Here is a 21,539-nt window from a genome sequence, read left to right as displayed (position 1 = left end):
TCAGTTAGTCCAGATTGCTTTGCCTTGCTCATCGTGAAGGTCACTGGCCCATTTCATCTTAATTTGCTCAATCAGTGTATCTGGCAGAGTGACATAGTTCAGTTTATTAGCATCTGCCTTGCCATTTGCATAAGCCCAATTGAAAAATTCAAGAACTGCTTTTGATTGTTCCTTATTGGCATCGTTCACTTGGCTATGCATTAAAATAAATGTTGCGCCAGTAATTGGCCAACTCCCAGTTCCTGGTTCATTAGTTAAAATAACCGGTGTTTTATTCCAGTCTGCATATTGTGCTGCCGCTTGAACAGAATCCATGGACGCATTCACAAAAGAATTCTCTTTATTTTTTAATTGAATTGCTGAAAGGTGATTGCTTGTTGCGTAGCTGTATTCAACATAGCCTATGGAACCAGATATTTGTTTTACATAAAGAGCAACTCCTTCATTCCCTTTTCCAGCAACACCAACTGGCCATTTTACTGATACGTCATTGCCAACTTTTTGCTCCCAATCAGGGCTTATCTTGGATAAATAATTGGTAAATAAAAAGGAAGTACCTGAACCATCTGAACGATGGACGACAGTGATATTTTGGTCAGGAAGTTTAAGGTCAGGATTTAATGCAACAAGTGCCGGATCAGACCACTTTTTAATGGTACCGAGAAAAATATCCGCCAGTAGCTGGCCGGTTAATTTTAATTCTCCGGATTTAATGCCCTGCACATTGACAACAGGAACAACCGCGCCTAATACAGTTGGAAATTGAATCAATCCGGCAACCTGTAACTCTGCATCAGTTAAGGGTTTGTCAGAGGCGCCAAAATCTACTGTACCTGCTTTTATTTGCTGAATACCTCCACCTGAACCAATAGACTGATAGTTAACCTGGGTTCCTGTCTTATTGTGATAGGCTTCTGCCCATTTTGCATAAACAGGGTAAGGAAAAGTAGCACCGGCACCAGTTATTGCAAGCGAGGCATACGAAGAATTGGCGTTGATAATCCCGACAATCAAGGGGACCAGAAATGATTTTAACTTCATTATTTGCTCCTTGCGACACAATCTGCAATCGAATAATTATAACTATAATATACAAATACAGGTTTGGCTTGTAACTCTTCTTTAAATTAGCATCTATCCTGGCATATGTTAAAAACTCATTCCGACCGCAATTTAATTATTTATCATGTAAGAAATTAAATTACTGCGATTAAAACGCGATTGTTTTGGTTAATCCAGGAGAGTATCTATCGTATATAATCCTATATTAATAGGATTATTTTAGGTTGGGAGTGTACTTTTTAAATTAATCCTACTATAACAGGACTAATTAATGATTAAATCGAAATCATTATATCAAGTCTACTCTAGTAGGATTCTATGGCCAAGCAAATTAAAAAATTAAAGCCCCCGATCTTGAACGTCCATTAACTGTAGAGTTGTTAGGAGAAGTCATTAAAGCACGTCGAACTCAAAGTGATTTACGGTTGGAGGATGCGGCTGCTTTGTCTGGCGTAGCCAAAGAAACCTTTATGAAAATCGAGCATGGGAAATCGAACTGTCAATTGGCAAGTGTATTATAGATTTGTTGTGGTTTAGGAATAAATCTGTACATAAAGCCATGGATGGATCATGGTGAGGATGAACATGATTGGAGATAAGCAGGTCTTGGATGTTTATCAGGGAGAAGATCAAATAGGTTATATGACGCTTATCGAGGATCGATTGTATTGGAGTTATAATGCCAGTGGGCAAAAGACAGGTTATGCATTATTAATGCTTTTAATTCTTTAGATATTATTTATAACACACAACGATTAATGACTTTTTTGGGTGGTAAATTGCTATATTGTATTAATATCAATCAACGCCAAGTGCCTTTCTTTTATCGATAAAACAAAAGTAAGTAACTCTTAAAAGAAATAGGTGATTAAAATAAAATCTAATTTAGGTCAATTTATTTCATGCTTTGAAATAAAATCAATTGGGATTCTGATGGAACTCTGAGTTTAGAGGGTTACTTAGTGATGACTTTTATGTTCCGTTTTTGTCCAGTATTGTTAAATAATTGCCAAAAAATGCTCTTTAAATTATAATTTTAGTACAAACTACTTGTTTGGTTGTATTTATGACATTACAAAAAATGCCTCAGAAGGAATACTTCGAATTTGATCCAAATACAGCATTTGGAAAAGCCGTTTTATTACGTGATAAAGGCATGAAGCTAATAGCGCAATATTATCGGGAAAAATATGATATTAATGTCATAATGGATAATAATATCTATAACCAAGGCCAAGATTTCATGGAGCTAGTGAAAAAAGGTCGCGCAGAACAAGGTGATTATCGTTGTGCTTATATTTTAATTGGAATGCGGCATGCGACACCAGTTTTTTATTTAAAATCGGGTAATAGCGAAGGATTTTTTATTCCCGACTCTATGGGAAGAACAAATGACCATAATTATGGCCAAGTTCGTAGAATTATTAGTGAGCTGATTTTAGAGCATTTTCCAGCGATGCCTAACCCAGCGATACCTATCTTTGTTACTGAAGAAATAAGGCAGGCTGATTTAATCTCTTGCTATACGGATGCTCTTGTTTTCGTAAGAGATGTAACGGCTAAAAAAGAAAACGCCTATTTTAAATCAGCCCATTTAGTTGGGCAGCTTGAATCCAGGGCTACAGAGCAGGTTGCAGATGTAAGCACAGATTTTTCTGAAAAGAAAATTACATTAAAAAAGGCCTTGTTGCCAGATGAATTACTAAAGACTGCTCAAATATCAGCCTTTGTAGAGGATAATAAAAGCAAAGAAAAAAATCCTAGTATTATTCATGTTCGTAAAGATGGGACACAAGAAAATTTAGCGCAGTTTAGAGAGAGATACACTAAAACTAAGGATGGAAAACCATACAATGGATATCTGAGAAACAAAGGATTAAAATACTCACAAATAATCATTCAACAATATTATAAGAATCAGCTTATAGAAGAATTAAACAAGCTACCCGATATCGATAAAGATCGAGTCGCCAAGTTGACTGACGAATTTGTGAATCAACTCAAAAGTCTGGGTGAAAATAGTACCAATGATATTGCTTTTTCCTTGTTTGAAGCGTTCGTTTTTAATATAAAGGAGGCTGCTACTAAAGAATTTAACAGTAATAATAAAAAGGACACTTTACCCGCTGAAGAACCAGAGAATTTTAGCTCATCTGAGGACGCAGCGTTCACTTCAAAAAATCAAATACCAGAAACGGCAGAGGATGATGATAATAAAATTACTTGCGTTGACTTAGAAAATAATATTTTAACGCTATCTGAGGCAATGAAAAAATCGATAAGCAGCTTAAGTAAAAACATTTTAGTAATTGGTAAAGAGAGCAAGAAAGACATGTTAGAGTTGCTGCATAATCAATTTAATTATTATTGTGAACAAAACAAGATGGATCTCGCTTATAATAGTGTTATTGAGTTCATCAAAGAAGCATCTACAGCAAGAGGCGGTAGTTTTAACTTTTTTAAAGCACGCCATGGAGAAACGCACTCTGCAAAGGCATTTTTCGAAGTACTTCACTCAGCTAAGCTGGATGATTTTGTTAAAGAGCTTCAAGAAAATGCTAATCAGGATAGGGTTGTAAAAGAGACATCAACTAAGGTAACTTCTTTAAAATAAATTTAAATGTGCTATAGCTGACGTCTATTAACAACATTTTATTCCTTAGACAGTGCTTTTGGATTGTGTATTTCGGTCCAAAGCGAACACCTATTTCAATCAATGTGATCAGACTCTGACCCGATTGATTGGACCCCATTGATTGAGATCAACCGGGCTCCATAAATCTATTTATCAATAGACTTGAGTCCTATGTCAATTTACCAACAGAGTGGGGTGGATGAGCCAAAAGAGTGCTTGGTACATTACGTTGCAATAGTTTTTCTATTTCATGAGGAGGCAGTGGCTTGCTAAAATAAAAGCCTTGGCATTCATCACAATTATTTTCTTTTAAAAACTCAAACTCAGCTTTGGTTTCTAGTCCTTCAGCGATGGTTTTGATATTTAATGTACGTGCCATTTGAAGAATGGCTTTGACGATAGCTGCTTTCCTTTTATCGTCATTAACGTCTTTAATAAATGAGACGTCGAGTTTAAGATTAGAAATTTTGAATTTATTTAAGTAAGTAAATGAAGAATAGCCGGTACCAAAATCGTCAATGGACACGCTAACACCCATATTTGTCAGGTTCTGATTAAATCGAAGCATCGCATCAGTTTGTTGCATCAATACTGTTTCAGTTATTTCAAAAATAAGGCTTCCTTCAGGGAGTTCCAATTGTTTCACTATTTTTTTGGTTTGTTCTAATAAACGATCGCTTAATTGATGTACTGAAATATTAATAGCCATGGTTTGCAAACCGTATTTTTGCCACTCTTTAAATTGATTACTGGCTGTTTCTAAAACCCACTCACCCATTGTTACAATTAAATCTGAACGCTCGGCTATGGGGACAAACTCCTCCGGGTTAATCATTTGCCCTTTATCATTTATCCAGCGAATCAATGCCTCCAATCCAATAATTTGTTGGGTTTTAGTATTGACGATGGGCTGATAGTAGAGAATAAATTGGTTGTTCTCGATAGCATGGTGCATTTCCACTTCCATTTCGCCTCTTTTCTTCTCCAAATCTCTTAATTCTTGAAGTGCAAATTGAATGTTATTTTTGCCCGCAAATTTGGCTTGATACATGGCAAAATCAGCTTGCTCGAGTAGAATGTCTACATCTTCACCATCAAACGGATACAGACTGATGCCAATGCTTGCCGTAAGGTAAAATTCCTTTTTATCTATACTAAATGGCTTTGTAATAGTCTTTTGGACTTTTTTTGTAGCAGCAGCAGCAGCATCTTTAGTGTTAATCAATGGAACGATAATATAAAACTCATTACCCCCAAATCGTGCGACAAGATCAATATTATTGCGAGTCACTTTTTGCAGTCGTTTTCCCACTTCTTTTATCAACAGATCGGCTTTTATATGACCTATGGTGTTATTGATGCGTTTAAAATTATCCAGATTAAGATCAATCACCGCCACCATGTTGTTTTTATTTCGTGCATTCTCAATAGCATTCTGTAAAAAAATTTTTGTAAAGACTTTGTTGGGTAGATTCGTCAGCGAATCGTGCCGAGCAATATACAAATTAGCTCGATTTGATTTTTCCAGCTTGTTGAGTATGTGTTCTTGTTCTATGGTTCGATCTTTAAGGTTACGTGCCATTTCATTAAACGATTTAATGAGTTGACCTACTTCGTCATTAAGATGCGCATCGATTTTATAGTCCAAATTACCTTCTCCAATTACCTTAAATCCTTCATTGAGCTTGTAAAGAGGGGTATAAATTTTTTTTATCAAAACAATTAAAACTAAAAAGCCAAGCAAAACCAGAGTTAAGACAGAGCACATAACAATCCAATCAACTATCGCCAAGGTTTTTTGGATGTTCTTTCGATTTATTTCACTTAAACGATAGGCATCTGCCATAATCGATTCTCTTAGCTTAATTAACGAGGATTTAAACTTATTGAGCAAAGGTTGGTTAGAGGTATTGCCTTTTATTTCCGATTGATTTCCCTGCTCAGAAATAATTATCTCAGTAACCAATTTATTTATAGCGACATTATCTTCACGCATGTTCTCAAGAACCATTTGTTCATCTGGTGTTTCAAATGCGTCGGATTGGAGCAATTTAGTTGCTATATCGTACATGAGTTGCCACAGTATAATATTTTCACCTTGATGGTCGTTTATATAATTATTCATGATTTTTTCACGTTGACTAATCACCCTGATGATTTCATTTGTTAACATCTCTTTTTCTATCATTCTTCCCATTTTGTTTTTTTGAACTATAACAAGACTAACTACGCTAGCAGATATCAACACAGACAATAAAAATAATATTTGTAACATCGTTTTGATTTTCATTATCTTACCTGGGATTTTTGATAGGGTATAAATGTGTGATTTTTTATGATCTTAAATATAGTGGGCTTATTAGCGGCTCCACTTGGATTAATGGTAATAATTCCACTTACACCTTGATAATTGCTAACTTGATGCAAATAGTTTGCCATACAATCTCGGTCATTTTTACATGCCAGATAACTCTCGACGGACAGGACTACATCATCATAAACATTAGTAACTAATACATTAGGCTCTGCACCGAATTTTCGAATATAAAGTCTTTCAAAATCTTTCATCATCGGTGTTTTTTCATTCAATTCAGAAGAAGAGAACATTACTCCTTCAGCCGCATCACCAGCATAATTTATCACGGTAGGATCCTCAGTTTCGTAGTTTCCTAAAATGGGCGCCTTGATGTGTGCTTGTCTCACTTCTTTAATAAACATCGCTAGAGGTAGACCAAAGTGAGCGGTGATAATGATGTCAGGTTTTAAAGATTTAATTTGGGTAATCATCGACTTGAATTGCTTGCCATCAGGGGCATTTGGAAAACTTCCAACGACATCTCCGCCGCAATGATTAAAACCATAAGTAAAATACTTGTTATAATCATGCCCAAAAGGGGTATCAAGGAACATAGTAACGGCTCGTCTGGCTCTCAACTGGTTACATGCGAACTCGGAAAGCTTCCTGGCCTCATCCTTTATCTCAACATTTGTAGAAAATGCATATTGCAGATTTAATGCCTGGTCAGGATTGGCTGCTGTATTAAACGTAATTATTTTATTCCCTTCAGTTACAGGCAAAATAGGCAGATGTCCAAACAGGCAAAATGAAGCTGCAATAATTGGAACTTTTTCATAAGAAAACTTTTGAACCGCTGGAATAGATTCTTTAGCAAAGCATCCATTCTGATAATCAAAATCGAGAACTACTTTTCCTTTGTATTTTGTATCGATGTATTCTTTCGCAAGCTCCATACCTTGTATCATCATTTTGCGATTTTCAGCCAAATCTCCGTTTGAAGCAGGCAACAATGCACCAATTTTAATTGTTATGACAGGGGTTTGCTTGGAGTTGTAACTCCACATCCATAGAAGTACTGCACATGCGAAAGAACACATTAAAAGGACAGCCATCCTTCTAGATGCTGGCATACTTTGTCTCCAAAAAAAGCAGCATATCTGACACCATATCACCTATACCAGGCATCACAAATATAATCCAGCTAGCAAACAGGAGCACGTGATAGGTATTGATTTTTTAAGTATAGTAGATTGTTCGAGGATTTATTGATGTATTCATTGATATATATAAAGATTATGAGATCTACTTAACATTCGGGCGTGGAAGCTGTCGTTTGAAACAAATCATTGTGGTGAATAATCAGGATAGTATGCCTTGAGCAAAATGTCACAGACAGTCTGCTTTAAAATAATCGATAACAGATAAAGAGGTATTGCATGCGAAAACGGAACAGCATATGGACACTCAAAATATTCTTAAAACGACCCTGACATTTAATGTACGAGGTTCATTTTGATGCAACGCCCTTGCAGGCTTTTAAGGCAAATATAGCAAATAAGTACTATAGTGATTAAATAGGAAAATATTTATCCGAAGGAACTGAAATGCCATGTGAAAAATGTGACTCGGTGCGTACCTATCAACTATCTGGCCAATATAAGTTGCTCATTGCCCCACCAAGAGGTCATAGCTCTACTAAGCTTCTCAATCACCTAGCAGATAATAATTACGATATCCATACGGATGATAATGTTATTTCTTTATCTTTTTCTGCCAAAGAATCCTATCAACTGGGTAAAATCATTGATACCTGCTTTTCACAAATTGAGCTAGAAGACTCCAAGGCATTGTTAATACCTGCTGTTCATGCGAATGCTGGGGTAGGGATACTCTTAAACCACACCTATACACTGAGAAAATTGGTCGGGTTACTTTTAGGGCAATGGTTGGTAGATCTAATTGAAAATGGTTCCTTGACCACCTTTTGTCAACCTATTGTCCACAAAGAAACACTGGAACCTTATGGATTCGAATGTTTATTAAGGGGAAACATCAACAACAGTATAATTTCGCCATCAGATATTTTTAATGCTGCTAAAATCAGTGATATGTTGTTTTTGTTGGATAAAAAGGCAAGAATTACTCATATAGATAATATGAACAAAGTTAATATTGAAAAAAAGATATTTATCAACTTCAATCCTACTGCAATTTATGACCCGTCTTATTGTTTGACTACAACTAATCATGCTTTAAAAAAAACAAATTTAAATCCCTCTCAAATCGTGTTTGAAGTTATCGAAAGTGATGAAGTAAATGATAAAAAGCATTTATTAAGCATCATGGATTTCTATCGAAAACAAGGATATGGTGTTGCATTAGATGATTTAGGTTCAGGTTATAGCTCGTTAAATCTATTATCCGATCTAAGGCCCGATTATGTTAAGTTGGACCTAGAGCTTGTTAGAAATATCCACACAAATGAATTTAAGCAAGTGATTATGGAAAATATATGTGTCATGGCCAATAAGCTGGGCATTAAGATTATTTGTGAGGGTATTGAATCGGAAGAAGAGTATGATGTTATCAAAAGATACGACATTGATTTTTATCAAGGATTCCTTTTTGCGCGCCCTATGCCTTATGAACAATTAACTCAATATCTTGAAGATGGCGATCGTTATCATAAGGATAGTGATGGATATTGAGGCAGCAAAAATTAAACTGATTAACAAAACGAATGATATGGTTATCATAACCAGACCCGATCCCATAGATGCGCCTTATGGGCCAGAAATAGTTTGGGTGAATGAAGCATTTTTGAATGTCACCAAATATAAACTCAATGAGGTTGTTGGCAAAACTCCACGGATTCTGCAAGGTGAGAAAACCTGTAAAGAAACCTTATTGCAAATCAAAAATGCCATAAAGAAGAAAAAAGACATCAATGTTGATCTGTTAAATTATGACAAACATGGTTGTCCCTATTGGATAAATTTTTCTATTATTTATATTTATGATGACCAGGGTAAGCTATCTTATCTGGGTGCAATAGAAAGAGATATTACTCATATTAAAAATTTAAACCTGCAATTGTCAGAAAAAGTAGTTACTGACCCTTTAACACAGGTCTTTAATAGAGAGATCTTTTATGTGTCTGGCAGTGAGGTGCTCGAACACTTTAAGCTGTATAATGAGACTGTTGGGTTATTGTTTTTTGATATTGATAATTTTAAGTCATTCAATGACACCTATGGTCATATTGCAGGGGATAAATTATTAAAATTTGTTGCAGAAACAGCTCAACAATTAGTACGTCAAATGGATAAAGTATTTCGATACGGCGGTGATGAGTTCGCAATAATTTTTTCAGGCATCAATAAAGAATCCCTCCAAAAGAAGGCAGAAGAATTAATAGCAGCTTTAGCTAAACAACAGATCTCTATAAGTGTAGGGGGAACCCTTTCAAAGCATAGTGATAATACTATTGAAGAACTAGTTGAACGCGCAGACGTTGGCTTGTATGAAATCAAAAGAGCACACAAGGGCGGCATTTGCATTGTTTAATTAGCAAGCATGGCAACCAAAGCCAAAGTAACAGTCATCAAATAACTGCCTGGCAAAATCAACCTCTGAATCATAATAACCGTGGTAATTTTCCTCCAATATGGTTTGTGCATCATCTACCGAATAATCACATATTAGTTTTATATGGTCTAAGATGTAGGAAGAAGGTAGGCATAGCCAAAAGTACTCATTTTTTCTGGATGTTTCTCCCACGCCAAATTGAATTTATTGCCTAATTGAGCATTGGGAAACTTTTCAGCTAAATAGGCTGGTATTGCATACTCACCATCGTTTTGCAGCCATATAAGAATTGCGCCATTCTTTTTTACCTCTGATAAATTGATCCATTCTGATATACGTATTTCGCCATTAATCCATACATTGGGCCGATGTTTTTCATTGCTGTAGAAAGCTACATTTCCAGCAATCCAGGTGTTACCAATAATAAATTTTAAAGGTGTTTTTGTTTTTTTATGCCATAATGAGTGAACGTATTTTGACAATTCAAGTCCTGGAAAATCTACTCGACGCGGATTATCATTTTTTGCATTTGCATGATAGTAATTGACACCCACGTAAAGAGTAATCTGAGACAGAAACATAACTATCCAGAAAGAAAAAAATTTGCGAATCCTATTTTTATTAACTTCAAAATAAGACAAGAGTACAAGCGGGATAAATGATAAGAAAGGCATACCGTACATATCCTTTATTTTATGACCGCTAACAAAACTTATAAATGTTAATAATACAATGGGAGACCAAGCCAACCAGGAAAGAATTGTTCTTTTGAACATTTCATCGGTTTTCGTGAGGCTTATAGAATGAAAAGGATATAATAAAAGGCAAATTCCTAATAAAGAAAAAAGACAATCAAGAATTTGGACCAGCAAAAAACGTAGGGAATAATATAGGCTGTCTTTGAGTGTTAAAACATCTCCAAGTCTATCTTTGATATAATATTGAGGGAGAAAATTATGCTGAATTAACCACTGAAGATGTGGAATGAACAGTATAATAAAGGACAACACCGTCAGATAAGGACCTGTTTTTTTAAAATTAGTACGAGCACGAGAATTGAAGACTAGGAATAATAAAAATATAGACGCTTGTATTAGGGTGGTGTATTTTGTGTAAAAACTTAGAGCAATGATGCACCCAAGCAAGATCCAGTAGATTATATGAGATCGTATTAAAGCCAGCGCAAATACATAACTTCCGATTGCACTCCAAAACATTTGTAATACATTAGGATTAAATTCCGTAGATAGAACATTAAAGTAGACTATATTTTGCGCCAATGCGGCACCCATTAGTCCATGAGTTGGACTAATAAGTAAAGCCCCTGTTCGATATATAGCATATAAACTAAATCCACTTGCGAATGCGGACAATCCATAAAATCCAACGGGAGAAGTTCCAAATAGATAATATACAGCCTGGAGCAACCATGCACAGAGGGGGGGGTGTTTGTAAGTGCCTAAAGGCCATTCGTTGCCCCAAACAAATCCTTCACATACATCAAGCGGGACATTAAGTTGAAAAATCGCAGGTAAAATTACCCAACAGCTGATATGTAAAAAGAAGAGACTCCAGAAGCAATAGGAAATACTTTTTTGAGAATCCAAAAATTTTAGTCTGTTGACTCGTGCAATACTATACATATTAACTATCTACATAATTTTTCGGGCTTAAGACTAGTCTAAGTTTCTTATTCTTTCAAGCGATTAAAGAGACCAAAGTAAAGAGATATGGTGGCATATGGGGTCTGACTAAGATAAATAGCATAGTGATAATACTATTGAAGAACTAGTTGAACGCGCAGACGTTGGATTGTATGAAATCAAAAGAGCACACAAGGGTGGCATTTGCATTGTTTCATTAGCAAGCATGGCAATCAAAGCTAAATTTGAGTAGGCGTAGCCTGGGATACGGCCCTTTGGGCTTACTCTCAGGCTTGCTTCCCAATATAACAACTTTCTGACTTACACTCCCTCGTAACCTCGGGAGGACGAACATCGTTCTATCAGTTAAAACTTATAAGCAAGGCTCAAAGTCAGCAAAGAGCTTGCTGGAATGCCTATAGTATAAGGATCATTTTTTTCACCAAAGCCGGACAGTTCGAGGCCGCCTGTAAATTGCTCGTTAATGTCATAATTGATCCCAAGCCCTGCAGTGGGTACTACTCCATTATCTGAAAAATTCAACACAGACAGGGATTGATATGTGACATCAAATTTACCATAAGACTGAGCGGCGCCACCAAGGATGTATAAATTAATCCTGCCATCGGTTCCTAAAGGAAGATAGAGTTTACCGACTAGGCTTAATGCGTTAATAGAATATTCACCATTTACAAGAGGATTATTATTCAAGTAAAGGTGTGTTTTGTTGAAGCCCGAATAATTGGCTTCTATCCCTAAATAATTATTAAAATTGTAGCCAAAAAATGCTCGTCCGCCGAAGACACTGTCGTCGACCCGATTTAATCCAGCATCAATATTGAGATGTGATAATCCTGCGCCACCACCGATATAAGCACCCGGAGTTGCTGCGTTGATTGCCGTAGAGGTAGTGCATAATGCCATAAGAAGAAGGCTTGATTTAATAACTTTATTCATTTTTATTGTTCCATTGTTGGTTAAAATCCGATCTTTCGGATTATTTGGATTGCACTTTGAGATCTCTAGTTCCTTTCCATTGGAATTGTTGATAGTCAGACTATCTATGAGATATCAGCGCGGGAGATTCTAGATTAAGTATTATAATGAGTCAATAATGTAGCAAGCGTAGGTCGGTCGCTTCGCCCGACAGTTCCTTTTCTTAACGGAAGATTCAAATAATCCAAAATGCACTATCGCAGAAGATTCCTTTCCAAATTAAAGGAGAACTTTGGTTACGCTAGTCGCTGCACCAAGGCTACGCCATTTTGATTTTTAGTATTCATTTATTTACCCTGTATTTATAAATCTTCGTACCAATAGGGGCGTGAGTTTTTGTTTATGTGAATTTGCAGATCATTTATTAATTTTTTTGTTTCCGCTACTGAGAGATGAATGATTATATTGGGGTTTAAAAATTCAGAACAAAATTCAAGAGATATTGTATTAATTTGAGTTTCTTTTCTTATGAGAGAAATATTCATTACTATGTGTTGATAGTTTTCTTCATATCTACGAATTCGCGGTATAGTATAGAATGAGCTGGAGCTAGATAGTTCTTTTTCCATGGCCTCATGAGCTTCGCCAGAAATACTCAAATTTAATACCTCAAGAAGTCGCTTTACTTCAGAATCCGACCAAAAGAAGTTGAAAGACCTATATGGACAATCAATAATGCAAAAGCGAAACGCTTTATCATGCCTGTATTCATTAAAGGAATATATTTTTAAAAAGCGTTTTCTAAAAGCTCCAGTACTAACTCCTCTAAATGTTCCTATTTTTGTTTGATTCGATGTGTTAATGAGTTTCATACAAATATTAAATCCTTTGTAAAATCAATTTTGAAGTTTGTTATCCGGTCGAGATGTTTCAGAGTCGTTATTCAACTGCTCCAGGTTTAACATGATATGTGTTCTGGCTTTTTCTAACGCTGATGAAATGATGTCTACCGAAGTTGGCTTCGGTGTGAAGAATTGTGGTGATGCTCCCAGAGTCAGGATGCGAATTGCAAGATTCGCAAGGCTTCTTAAAACATCAACAATTACCGTAAGCAAAGAACGATTATCAGCAAGCTTGGTTGCAGCTTTTTGTCCTGCAACACAACATTCATTGTAAAATTGAGTTACGTCGTTGGATGTAATGTGTTCAATTTGTTTTACTTCCCTGTATGGATGAATATAAAAGTATCGCATTTTAGCATCATGAATCGCTTCATGAAATTCACGAATAATTTTGCTGTCTTTATTCTCGCCTGAATTCAATATAGGTCGTATAACATCCTCAACTTCGTTAAAAGTATAAACCGTTGAACCCAATAATTTAAGCTGTTCATTTCTTCGAGGAATTGCATCGATTACCGATTTTGATTTCTCATCGATAAAAGCAACCAGTTGCTCCATACTCATTTCAGGGGATTTTACATGCGCGAGTCTGAGGGGTGTAACTAATTGCCAGATAGCAGCTTCACTCCCGGGTTCTTTTGTGCTTTTAGAAGCGATTTCCTGGATTACGTCAATTGCTAAAAAAGGGGATGTTGAATTAAATGAGGATTTCTGAATACATTCCTCATGCTTAGGGTATACACGGCATAATAGTCTTCTATTTATTCTTTCCCTTGTATAATCTAATGGATTATCAACCGACTTTTTGACAGCATCAGAGTAAATTGCCTCAATTTCAAGAGCATCAAGCCGATGTCCTCTTAAGGTTAACTGAGCAAACGATTGCAATTGATGATCAATGCCAATCGTTTCGCTGAATGTAACTAACAATGCTTTGTTAATTATTCCACTTTGAAGAATTGCAGCAAGTTGTTCTCTTAAAGTAGCGCTGAACAGTTTCTGTGAATGTTCCAATAAAGTTTGGATTATTCCTTGGCGTACTTCAGTTTCTAAACTATTTATCAATGAAGAGTCATCTACCAAAGACTCTACAAATGCTTTAAATATCGTGTATTGTTGTTCGAAACTATTGTCAATAGTGTCTTTTATTGTTTCTGAGAGTTGGATTAATTTTTTTATCTCAGCATGATCTTCAACAATTCCATGAGTAGCAATATGATGCTTTAAAGCTGAAACAATCGCCTTGAAGAAATATTTTTTGGGAACAGCAGAAAATTCACTTGCTTTAATCAAGCCATCAAGCACGGTTAGCGTTTTGTGATATTTGCTGTTCCATAGGTTATTTTCCTTTTTGAAGGCAACATAATGAGCTTCCAGTAGTTCCTGATTCAAAGAAAACGGTTTTACTGAATCAATCAGGAGCATCAACTCCTGTAAGACCAATGCTTTTTTCCCTAATGTATCCAGATCAGGGCATTTGCCTGCTTTACTGGCTTCAAAAATCTCTTCAAATGGTTTTGTGCTCCACTCAATCTCTTCCTTATACTCAGATCTTAGTAGAGAGTTGACAGAATCAGGATCGATGTTGTCCATGCACCGTTTAATGAACCCTATTTTTCCAACAACTTGACCATGATACATATCTGCAGATAAACCATTCATAAGATACCTACTCCGAGTTTTGAGATAATGTAATATATATGTATAATCTTAACATTATTTTATCACCTTATCAATTTAGCGACCTTATGGTTTGAAATTTATTCAATTTGATGGCTGGAATTTGTATTTTTACTCTAACCGAGAAAGGTGCTTTAACTCCCATGCAAGAATCAAATCAGTTTGTTTATTAGGTATCCTTCGTAGCATTAAGATCTGTTCTATGGGTCTAGAAAGCAACGCTAAGGATTACAATAATCACAATGGGTAGGATCGGCTGTGGCTCTGTCGAAAATAGAAAATCTCTGTTATTGTGGACTCCCAAAAAGGTGCGCTATGATTAGTTTCCAAGGTCGTCATTTTCCAAAAGATTTAATATTAATGGCGATTCGCTGGAAGCTTGCTTACCCACTAAGCTATCGAAATATTGAAGAGTTAATGAATGAACGAGGAGCAGATCTAGATCATTCAACGGTTCAGAAACGGGTGGCTCATTATGCACCGAAACTCGATCAATCCTTCAGAATAAGAAAGAAGCCTGTACGAAGTAGCTGAAGGATGGATGAAACGTATATCAAAGTAAATGGCAAGTGGGTTTATCTTTATCGTGCTGTAGATAAGGAAGGTAATACTGTTGATTTTAAGTGGTCAGAAAAACGAGATCGTCCAGCTGTATTGAAGTTTTTCAAAAAGCGCTCGGTTCCAGTGGCCTTCCTCAAAAAATTAATATTTATAAATCAAGCTCGAATACGGCGGCCCTGGAGCTCATTAATAACGTGCTCTTTATGTTTGGATTATGGCATTTACTGATCGAAATATGACGGATAAAATATAGGAACAACATGGTTGAACAAGACCATCGTGGCATTAAAAATATAACAAAATACACGCTTGGTTTTAAATCATTTGAAGCAAACATCTCTGGAATTGAGTTGCATTGAATGCTTAAAAGAGGGCAGTTGCAAAATGCAGGGAGTAAGTTTACTTGGAGCCAATTTTATGAGCTCGTGTAATAGCCAAGACCTGTTTCTGGACTATTTAGCTTTTCATAAATTTTAGACAGAACCTAAAAAAGTGGGATGGTGCTGACCCAAAAGATCTTATTATGTCTACATTGAGTCTACATGAGATTTTAGATATTTGGGTAACCACCACGTAACCTATTGATTAACATGGTGGCCAGAGGCGGAATCGAACCACCGACACGAGGATTTTCAATCCTCTGCTCTACCGACTGAGCTATCTGGCCCCAATGGGTTGCTATTAAACTCCGAGAAGCGTTTGGAGTCAAGTATTGATTACATTTTTTTTGAAAATAATTTTTCTTGATAGGAGACAGCGATCTGTGCGCCTAATAATGCATTGCTCTTAATTAACTCAATATTGGCCTGTAAACTCTTGCCAGCAGTTAATTCGGCAATACGTTTTAATAAAAATGGGGTGACTGCCTGTCCTTTAATATTTTTTGCTTCATGATGCGCTTGCTGAATAAAGGGTATCATTTCCGCATCCGATATTTCAGCCTCTACAGGAATGGGATTGGCGATTACTATGCCGTTGTTCATGTTTAAATGACGTTGAAACATCATCAGTTGAGCAACTTCCTTGGCACTGTCCAATCGATGAAGAACGGGTATGCCACTTGAGCGGCTGTAAAAGGCAGGGAATTCATCGGTACCAAACCCGATAACGGCTACTCCATGCGTTTCGAGTACTTCAAGCGTCTTGGGCAGATCAAGAATGGATTTAGCTCCAGAACAGATTACGGTGACAGGAGTCGTGGACAACTCAATAAGATCAGCTGAGATGTCAAAGCTGTTTCCTGCTTCCTGATGAACACCTCCTATGCCTCCGGTAACAAATAAAGGCAGTCGAGCCAAATGCGCACAGAACATGGTAGCGGCAACAGTTGTGCTTGCTGTTATTTTTTTACTTAGAACGTAAGCGATATCTCGGCGAGACGCTTTCATTACTTCTGTAGACTCTGCCAGATGTTCCATAATTTTTTTAGTCAGGCCAATATGAATTTTACCTTGGTAGAGTGCAATAGTTGCTGGAATAGCGCCATGATTACGGATAATATCCTCTACTTCATAAGCTGTATTTAAATTTTCTGGATGAGGCATTCCATGAGAGATAATAGTCGATTCAAGAGCAACCACTGGTTTATGACTCTCTATGGCTTCTAAAACTTCCTCATTAATTTCTAATAAATCATGAAACATAATTGGATCCTTTATTCTTTTGCAACATAGCCTGAAGGCTTTTCCGAACCTTCACCAAAAAAGTACTTTTGTAATTCTTCTTTTAAGAACTCACGGGATTTGGCTTCACTCAGGTTTAACCGATACTCATTGATTAACATGGTTTGATGTGAGAGCCACATACTCCATGCTTGTTTTGAAACCTCATTAAAAATGCGCTCGCCCAGAGCTCCGGGGAAGGGGGGCTTTTGCATTCCCTCAGCATCCTGTTGTAATTTACAACAAAAAATTATTCTACTCATTTTGTGCCTCTTTAATTCATCAGGAAAGCACATTATGCGTGAATCTCTCATCTACTCCAAGTACTATCCTTTAACTGCCTATACTGAAATCAATCGCACTGATTTTTTACCTGCGCCTGCAGAATATGTTGCGAGAGCAACTGTTCTTGTTCAACAGTTAATTGAGTAAAGGAAACTGCGGTGCGATAGCTTGCTTCATTTTGAAATTGACTATAAACCACCACCGCGTCGACAATAATCGGAACCATTTTGGGTTTGGTGTAGATTACGATTTTTAAATGGGTTTTTTCTTTAATCAGTTCCGTTGTTTTAAAAGCCATCCCACCTAAACTGATGTTCACTTTTCTCACTTGCAATTTTCCAGACATCAGGATGTGACGAGATAAATAATCGATTTTGGCATTTAACAGATTCAGATAATGTGCCATGGCTGGTTCTTTTATCGCTAATGCCTGCGTTAATTCAGCTAGTTCATAATCAATATTTTGAAAATATTGAGTTGCTTCCATATATTTTTGCCCGTTTTCGCCGAGTAGCTGATTCGATATCGATAAATCAGAACAAAATTCACCGGGTGAAATAATTCGATAATCAAAATAGATGTGATCATCGATGCGAAAATGTTGGCGTCTTTCATGTACTGGCATAATTGCTCCATCAAGTCCATGTTATGTGACATTATTCTCAATGTACCTAATCACTAAATTCGAACAGTAATCTCATCTCTTACTCCATCATCCAGCCCATGAACTGTTTGGGTCACAGGCGCAGAGGTCAGTGGTTGCGCAGTCAATACTTGATGCTCAATCCTTAAGTCATCCTCAAGAGCTGCTAAGGGATCTACATGTAACAATCCATCATCAGCAGGCTCATGCAACGCTAACTGAATGTGTATGGGCGCTGCAGGCAATTGCATATGATTTATGACTCGTTGCGCATCTAATGATAAGGCCTGGCTTTCTCTAACTGCATCAGTATGATTTGTTGCCAGAGCTTCTTTCTGGATACACGCGGTAAGAAATCCGGTAAACTGTGCATCAGTAAGTTTGTTGTGAGCGATGGCCTCTCTGACTACCGCATTAAACTCGGATACTCTGTCCAGCTTTAATGCCGCTGCAAAAGCTTCATTAATATTAGCGGGAACTAATACTGGGTTCATGAGTTTTTGAAGCTGTTGTTGCGCATCGAAATAGAATTTTTTTAATACGTGCATGCCCAATCCTTTGTCTTTAGCTGTTCTGACAAATTCTTTTAAATCGGCTTCCGCTTTTATTAACGAGGCAATTTTATCCGCAGGACCTCGTTCTGCATCATTCATTTCAGCTTTATAAGTTGTAATCGTGTTGATAATTCGAGTTCTGTGTCCTTTACCATAAGCTTCCTTAATCAAGGCTAAATCTGCATTAACCAGATAATCTGCATCAGGAGCCAGAATCGCATTATGTTCCGGATGCAACATTCCTTCTCGAAGTGCATTCAGATGCGCTTTGCTTATGGTGAGTACTTTGGGAGAAACAAGGGTTAATGAATCACCACCACCATGTCGTTTAATGAATTGAATCATGTCTGGAGCAACTTTAGAGTTAAAATTGATTTGTACGCTGCCATTACCCAAATCATTAATTGACTCTACATTATTGGCCTGTCGTGTAGTCCATGGATTTTTATAGGGCCGACCATCGTCACTGAATAAAACAGGGTTATGAACCAGTTTTTCCAATATCAGGGCTTGTCGGACTTCCTCAGAACTCACAACGCCTGTTGTTTTGGGTAAGACCTCATCTATTTGTTTAATACGATTTTCAATTTTGGTTCTAATGGTGATGGCATCATTCTCAAGAATTTCTACATCCTTTAATTCATCAATCAGTTTATCCCGTGTTACTTTATCCAGTACCCCTCTTAATTGTCCTTTCAAGACATCAGCTCGATTGTGGTGCTGCCAGGCTACATGATTGGCGTATTGGATTATTTTTCCGCCTAATTCTTTAAGCTGCATGATGCTTGCGTATTTAGTAATCATTGAAGAGTCTTCAATAAGTGTTCTGTTGCGACCTTGTCCGTGGCGTGTATGCTTCATAATGAACTGATCGGGTTGCAGGCTTAAACGGGAATCAAGAATGAATTTATCGCTATCCATTATTACCTGATCAAAAATGAACAGGCTTCTACTGTCTCTAAGTGCTTTATTCTGGCAATATCCTCCGACAGCATCGGTATCGCTGCAGAGATAGAACAGCGCTAATGAATTGCCAAAATCGTTAACAAATCGATCTGCCTGCATTCCTTCCCCTACGGGTTTAATCGTCGAGTAATGGGTGTATGTTTGACCACTGATACCCAATCCGGCAGTGAAGGTTTTTCCAGAGGAGAATTCACTGAGTAAACGTATATTATCAAAAGGCACGAACATGGCTGGATGTCCGTTATGAGCAATAGTCGTTGAAGAGGCCGTGTCCAACCCCATGAGTCTGGAACAATTAAGGGCCATTGCTTCACGTTGAACTTCTTTAATATCGCTATGTTTGGGGAGTTTGATGATTGCTTCGGTACTTAATTTGAATTGTGCTCTATCGGTAGTGTAGTTATCGACAGTTAAATCATCTCTGGCATTGATATGACCTAACTGGGCCTTTACATTGGCCAGAGATATCAGGGAAATTTTTTCTGTAACTCCGCCAGCCGCTTCTGCAAGGGTGCAATAGGTTGCTGTTGCTCCATTGTCCAGTGGAATGGTGATTCGCTCCAATTGATTAATTTTATTTAAATCCAGCAGGATGTTCAGCCTTTTTTGCAAAATGGCTTTTTGTGGATTAATGTCGGTCATCGGTTTTATTTGCTCGTTTAGAGCCTTGATTCGTAAATTGACCTGGGCAATATCCGCCGCGTTAAATGCGGTCGCAGCCGGAAAGGTTTGAGTCAAAGCATACAGTTTTGCTCTGCTGTTTTGGATGCCGTCATTTAATTCTGCATCGGGCGCTGCAGGTGTACTGGTAGTGCGGGCATAGTAATTATCTTTGGGTAATGCGCTGATATCTCTGGCGTTTCGCCAGTATTGTAAGCCGAATGCCGCGCTTCGTTCCTTGATACTGGTAAGCGTTGGTGGTGAGCCAGGAGTTAAAACAGTAGAATAATTAAGAACATCGGTGAATTTTTTCCATTGATTGGCATCACCTTCCAGGGTAGCAAAATCGAATAAACCATGGTTATTGATATCGATAAAATCCAGTAACCCATCCAGCGCTGCATAAGGCACAAGCGCATCGTCACTAAGGTTTACATCGTCTGGTCTTACGCTTTTTTCCTTAATGTAGCGTTTGATAATTCGATTTTTTTGTTCCGCGTCCACTGGCTATATCCTTATAGTATCAACTAGACTTATCTATAACTATAGACAGTGATTTACTCGATTGGTAAGAAATTAACGCAATTTTTTATTTTGGAGATGCAATGAAAGAAAAATCATCAACGCAAGGAAAGGTCGTTTCTTTCTTAACAAATAATCATTTTGATAAAGCGATAAAACTATTAGAGCAATGGAGTGATGGACAATTAGCAGAATTTCTATTCAATCATACTCAATTGCACCACAAGCTTAAGGAGCCACAATACAATCAATTTTGGGAGAGACGCAGAGCCAGTTTGCGTCTGCCTGGCAATCCTGAGTTTCGTTTTATGGCACAACCCGGTATTCATGACTCAGATTTTGTAATAGGTTATTTATTGTATTTACTGCAATTAAAATCTAAAGATACCCAACCTGCAGATGGGGTTAGTTTTATTGGAGTGAAATCTACAGACTATTTATCTTTTCATAGTATTCGCAATTATTTACACCAGATATTCATTAATCTCCGAACAGCTTCAGAGGCTGATCTGATAAAAATTGCTGAGTTTTTATTTAACCTTGAATCGTTTGCAAAAAAACATCAATGTCCAGGGTATTTATTAATGGCAAATGGCTATATGCAACTGGCTTTAAGTTATCAAAATTTGAGATTGGACGATCAATGCAGAGCAGGTTACATTTTGTGCTGGAAATTCTTACATTTAGCCGCACTGACGGAGAGTGACTCGGAAGAGGCAATTAATAATGCGTATTTTGGCAAAGGACTTGTATTAAGCACTCCATTTAAATTGGCTTCAATTGATGAGATGAAGAGTTATTGTATACAGGCTGCGGACAGTTATCTGTCTCATGAGGATCGGATTGGGGCTGAAAAAGCAGGGTTATCCATGTATCATCATACGCCTGTTTTGAGGGAGCCAGATGAAGGAATAAGACCTTCGTTTGGAATCTAATGTTCTA

16 protein-coding genes, 1 tRNA gene and 2 pseudogenes are annotated in these 21,539 nt (G+C 37.2%); 6 read left to right on the top strand and 13 right to left on the bottom strand.

The genetic code is table 11. The features are described 5' to 3' along the window. Positions 1–1,041: a phosphate ABC transporter substrate-binding protein PstS gene (gene pstS / locus IZU94_RS05555; RefSeq protein WP_203108789.1), complete on the bottom strand. Its 1,041-nt coding sequence runs from the start codon at positions 1,039–1,041 to the stop codon at positions 1–3. Positions 1,042–1,641: 600 nt separating this feature from the next. Between pstS and IZU94_RS05545 the strand changes: the two genes are divergently transcribed. Both IZU94_RS05545 and IZU94_RS05540 read left to right on the top strand, forming a co-directional pair. Next, a complete protein-coding gene (locus tag IZU94_RS05545) occupies positions 1,642–1,794 on the top strand; it encodes a hypothetical protein (protein ID WP_238400685.1) in 153 nt (50 codons plus the stop codon). 334 nt (positions 1,795–2,128) lie between these two features. Further along, the gene (locus tag IZU94_RS05540; RefSeq protein ID WP_203108787.1) at positions 2,129–3,676 is read left to right on the top strand and encodes a hypothetical protein; all 1,548 of its coding nucleotides are present in this window, start codon (positions 2,129–2,131) and stop codon (positions 3,674–3,676) included. A 190-nt stretch (positions 3,677–3,866) separates the two neighbouring features. Here the strand turns inward: IZU94_RS05540 and IZU94_RS05535 are convergent, their stop codons facing one another. Together IZU94_RS05535 and IZU94_RS05530 are read right to left on the bottom strand one after the other, a co-directional pair. Next, complete coding sequence (locus IZU94_RS05535; protein WP_203108784.1) at positions 3,867–5,987, bottom strand: bifunctional diguanylate cyclase/phosphodiesterase; 2,121 nt, start codon at positions 5,985–5,987, stop codon at positions 3,867–3,869. Then, complete coding sequence (locus IZU94_RS05530; protein WP_203108782.1) at positions 5,987–7,126, bottom strand: ABC transporter substrate-binding protein; 1,140 nt, start codon at positions 7,124–7,126, stop codon at positions 5,987–5,989. Before IZU94_RS05530 ends, IZU94_RS05535 begins: the two co-directional genes overlap by 1 nt. Before the next feature lie 474 nt (positions 7,127–7,600). Here IZU94_RS05530 and IZU94_RS05525 point away from each other — a divergent pair, with 474 nt between their 5' ends. Next, the gene (locus IZU94_RS05525; protein ID WP_203108780.1) at positions 7,601–8,704 is read left to right on the top strand and encodes an EAL domain-containing protein; all 1,104 of its coding nucleotides are present in this window, start codon (positions 7,601–7,603) and stop codon (positions 8,702–8,704) included. Then, positions 8,694–9,563: a diguanylate cyclase gene (locus IZU94_RS05520; RefSeq protein ID WP_238400524.1), complete on the top strand. Its 870-nt coding sequence runs from the start codon at positions 8,694–8,696 to the stop codon at positions 9,561–9,563. The genes IZU94_RS05525 and IZU94_RS05520 overlap by 11 nt, the downstream gene beginning before the upstream one ends. A gap of 27 nt (positions 9,564–9,590) precedes the next feature. Here IZU94_RS05520 and IZU94_RS18160 read toward each other — a convergent pair. From IZU94_RS18160 to IZU94_RS05500, 5 genes and pseudogenes are all read right to left on the bottom strand, one after another. Then, positions 9,591–9,701, bottom strand: a pseudogene (locus tag IZU94_RS18160) (antirestriction protein ArdA); the annotation flags it as partial. 11 nt (positions 9,702–9,712) lie between these two features. Continuing rightward, a complete protein-coding gene (locus tag IZU94_RS05515) occupies positions 9,713–11,227 on the bottom strand; it encodes a glycosyltransferase family 39 protein (RefSeq protein WP_203108778.1) in 1,515 nt (504 codons plus the stop codon). 366 nt (positions 11,228–11,593) lie between these two features. Then, the gene (locus IZU94_RS05510; RefSeq protein ID WP_203108776.1) at positions 11,594–12,184 is read right to left on the bottom strand and encodes an outer membrane beta-barrel protein; all 591 of its coding nucleotides are present in this window, start codon (positions 12,182–12,184) and stop codon (positions 11,594–11,596) included. 341 nt (positions 12,185–12,525) lie between these two features. Continuing rightward, positions 12,526–13,035 carry a hypothetical protein gene (locus IZU94_RS05505; RefSeq protein WP_203108774.1) on the bottom strand — a complete coding sequence of 170 codons (510 nt, stop codon included), beginning with the start codon at positions 13,033–13,035 and terminating at the stop codon, positions 12,526–12,528. Positions 13,036–13,059: 24 nt separating this feature from the next. After that, positions 13,060–14,727, bottom strand: a complete 1,668-nt coding sequence (locus tag IZU94_RS05500; RefSeq protein WP_203108772.1) for an SUI1 family translation initiation factor — start codon at positions 14,725–14,727, stop codon at positions 13,060–13,062. A 333-nt stretch (positions 14,728–15,060) separates the two neighbouring features. Between IZU94_RS05500 and IZU94_RS05495 the strand changes: the two are divergent. Then, positions 15,061–15,737, top strand: a pseudogene (locus tag IZU94_RS05495) (IS6 family transposase). Positions 15,738–15,897: 160 nt separating this feature from the next. Here IZU94_RS05495 and IZU94_RS05490 read toward each other — a convergent pair. The 5 genes from IZU94_RS05490 to IZU94_RS05470 form a co-directional block, all read right to left on the bottom strand. Further along, a tRNA-Phe gene (locus IZU94_RS05490) sits at positions 15,898–15,973 on the bottom strand. A 49-nt stretch (positions 15,974–16,022) separates the two neighbouring features. Continuing rightward, positions 16,023–16,949 carry a pseudouridine-5'-phosphate glycosidase gene (locus IZU94_RS05485; protein WP_203108770.1) on the bottom strand — a complete coding sequence of 309 codons (927 nt, stop codon included), beginning with the start codon at positions 16,947–16,949 and terminating at the stop codon, positions 16,023–16,025. An 11-nt stretch (positions 16,950–16,960) separates the two neighbouring features. Then, positions 16,961–17,230 carry an oxidative damage protection protein gene (locus tag IZU94_RS05480; RefSeq protein ID WP_203108768.1) on the bottom strand — a complete coding sequence of 90 codons (270 nt, stop codon included), beginning with the start codon at positions 17,228–17,230 and terminating at the stop codon, positions 16,961–16,963. A gap of 89 nt (positions 17,231–17,319) precedes the next feature. Beyond that, positions 17,320–17,877: a PilZ domain-containing protein gene (locus IZU94_RS05475; protein WP_203108766.1), complete on the bottom strand. Its 558-nt coding sequence runs from the start codon at positions 17,875–17,877 to the stop codon at positions 17,320–17,322. A gap of 53 nt (positions 17,878–17,930) precedes the next feature. Further along, positions 17,931–20,579 (bottom strand): hypothetical protein, encoded by a 2,649-nt coding sequence (locus IZU94_RS05470; protein WP_203108764.1) that lies wholly within the window; start codon positions 20,577–20,579, stop codon positions 17,931–17,933. A 101-nt stretch (positions 20,580–20,680) separates the two neighbouring features. On the opposite strand from IZU94_RS05470, the gene IZU94_RS05465 reads away from it, so the two are divergent. Further along, positions 20,681–21,532 carry a DUF5630 domain-containing protein gene (locus IZU94_RS05465; RefSeq protein WP_203108762.1) on the top strand — a complete coding sequence of 284 codons (852 nt, stop codon included), beginning with the start codon at positions 20,681–20,683 and terminating at the stop codon, positions 21,530–21,532. Positions 21,533–21,539 lie beyond the last annotated feature (7 nt).

The organism is Legionella bononiensis (assembly GCF_016786215.1).
In the GTDB taxonomy this organism is placed as follows: Bacteria; Pseudomonadota; Gammaproteobacteria; order Legionellales; family Legionellaceae; genus Legionella; species Legionella bononiensis.
Note: the sequence above shows the minus strand (reverse complement) of the source record. Positions and strands in the feature narration are given on the sequence as shown.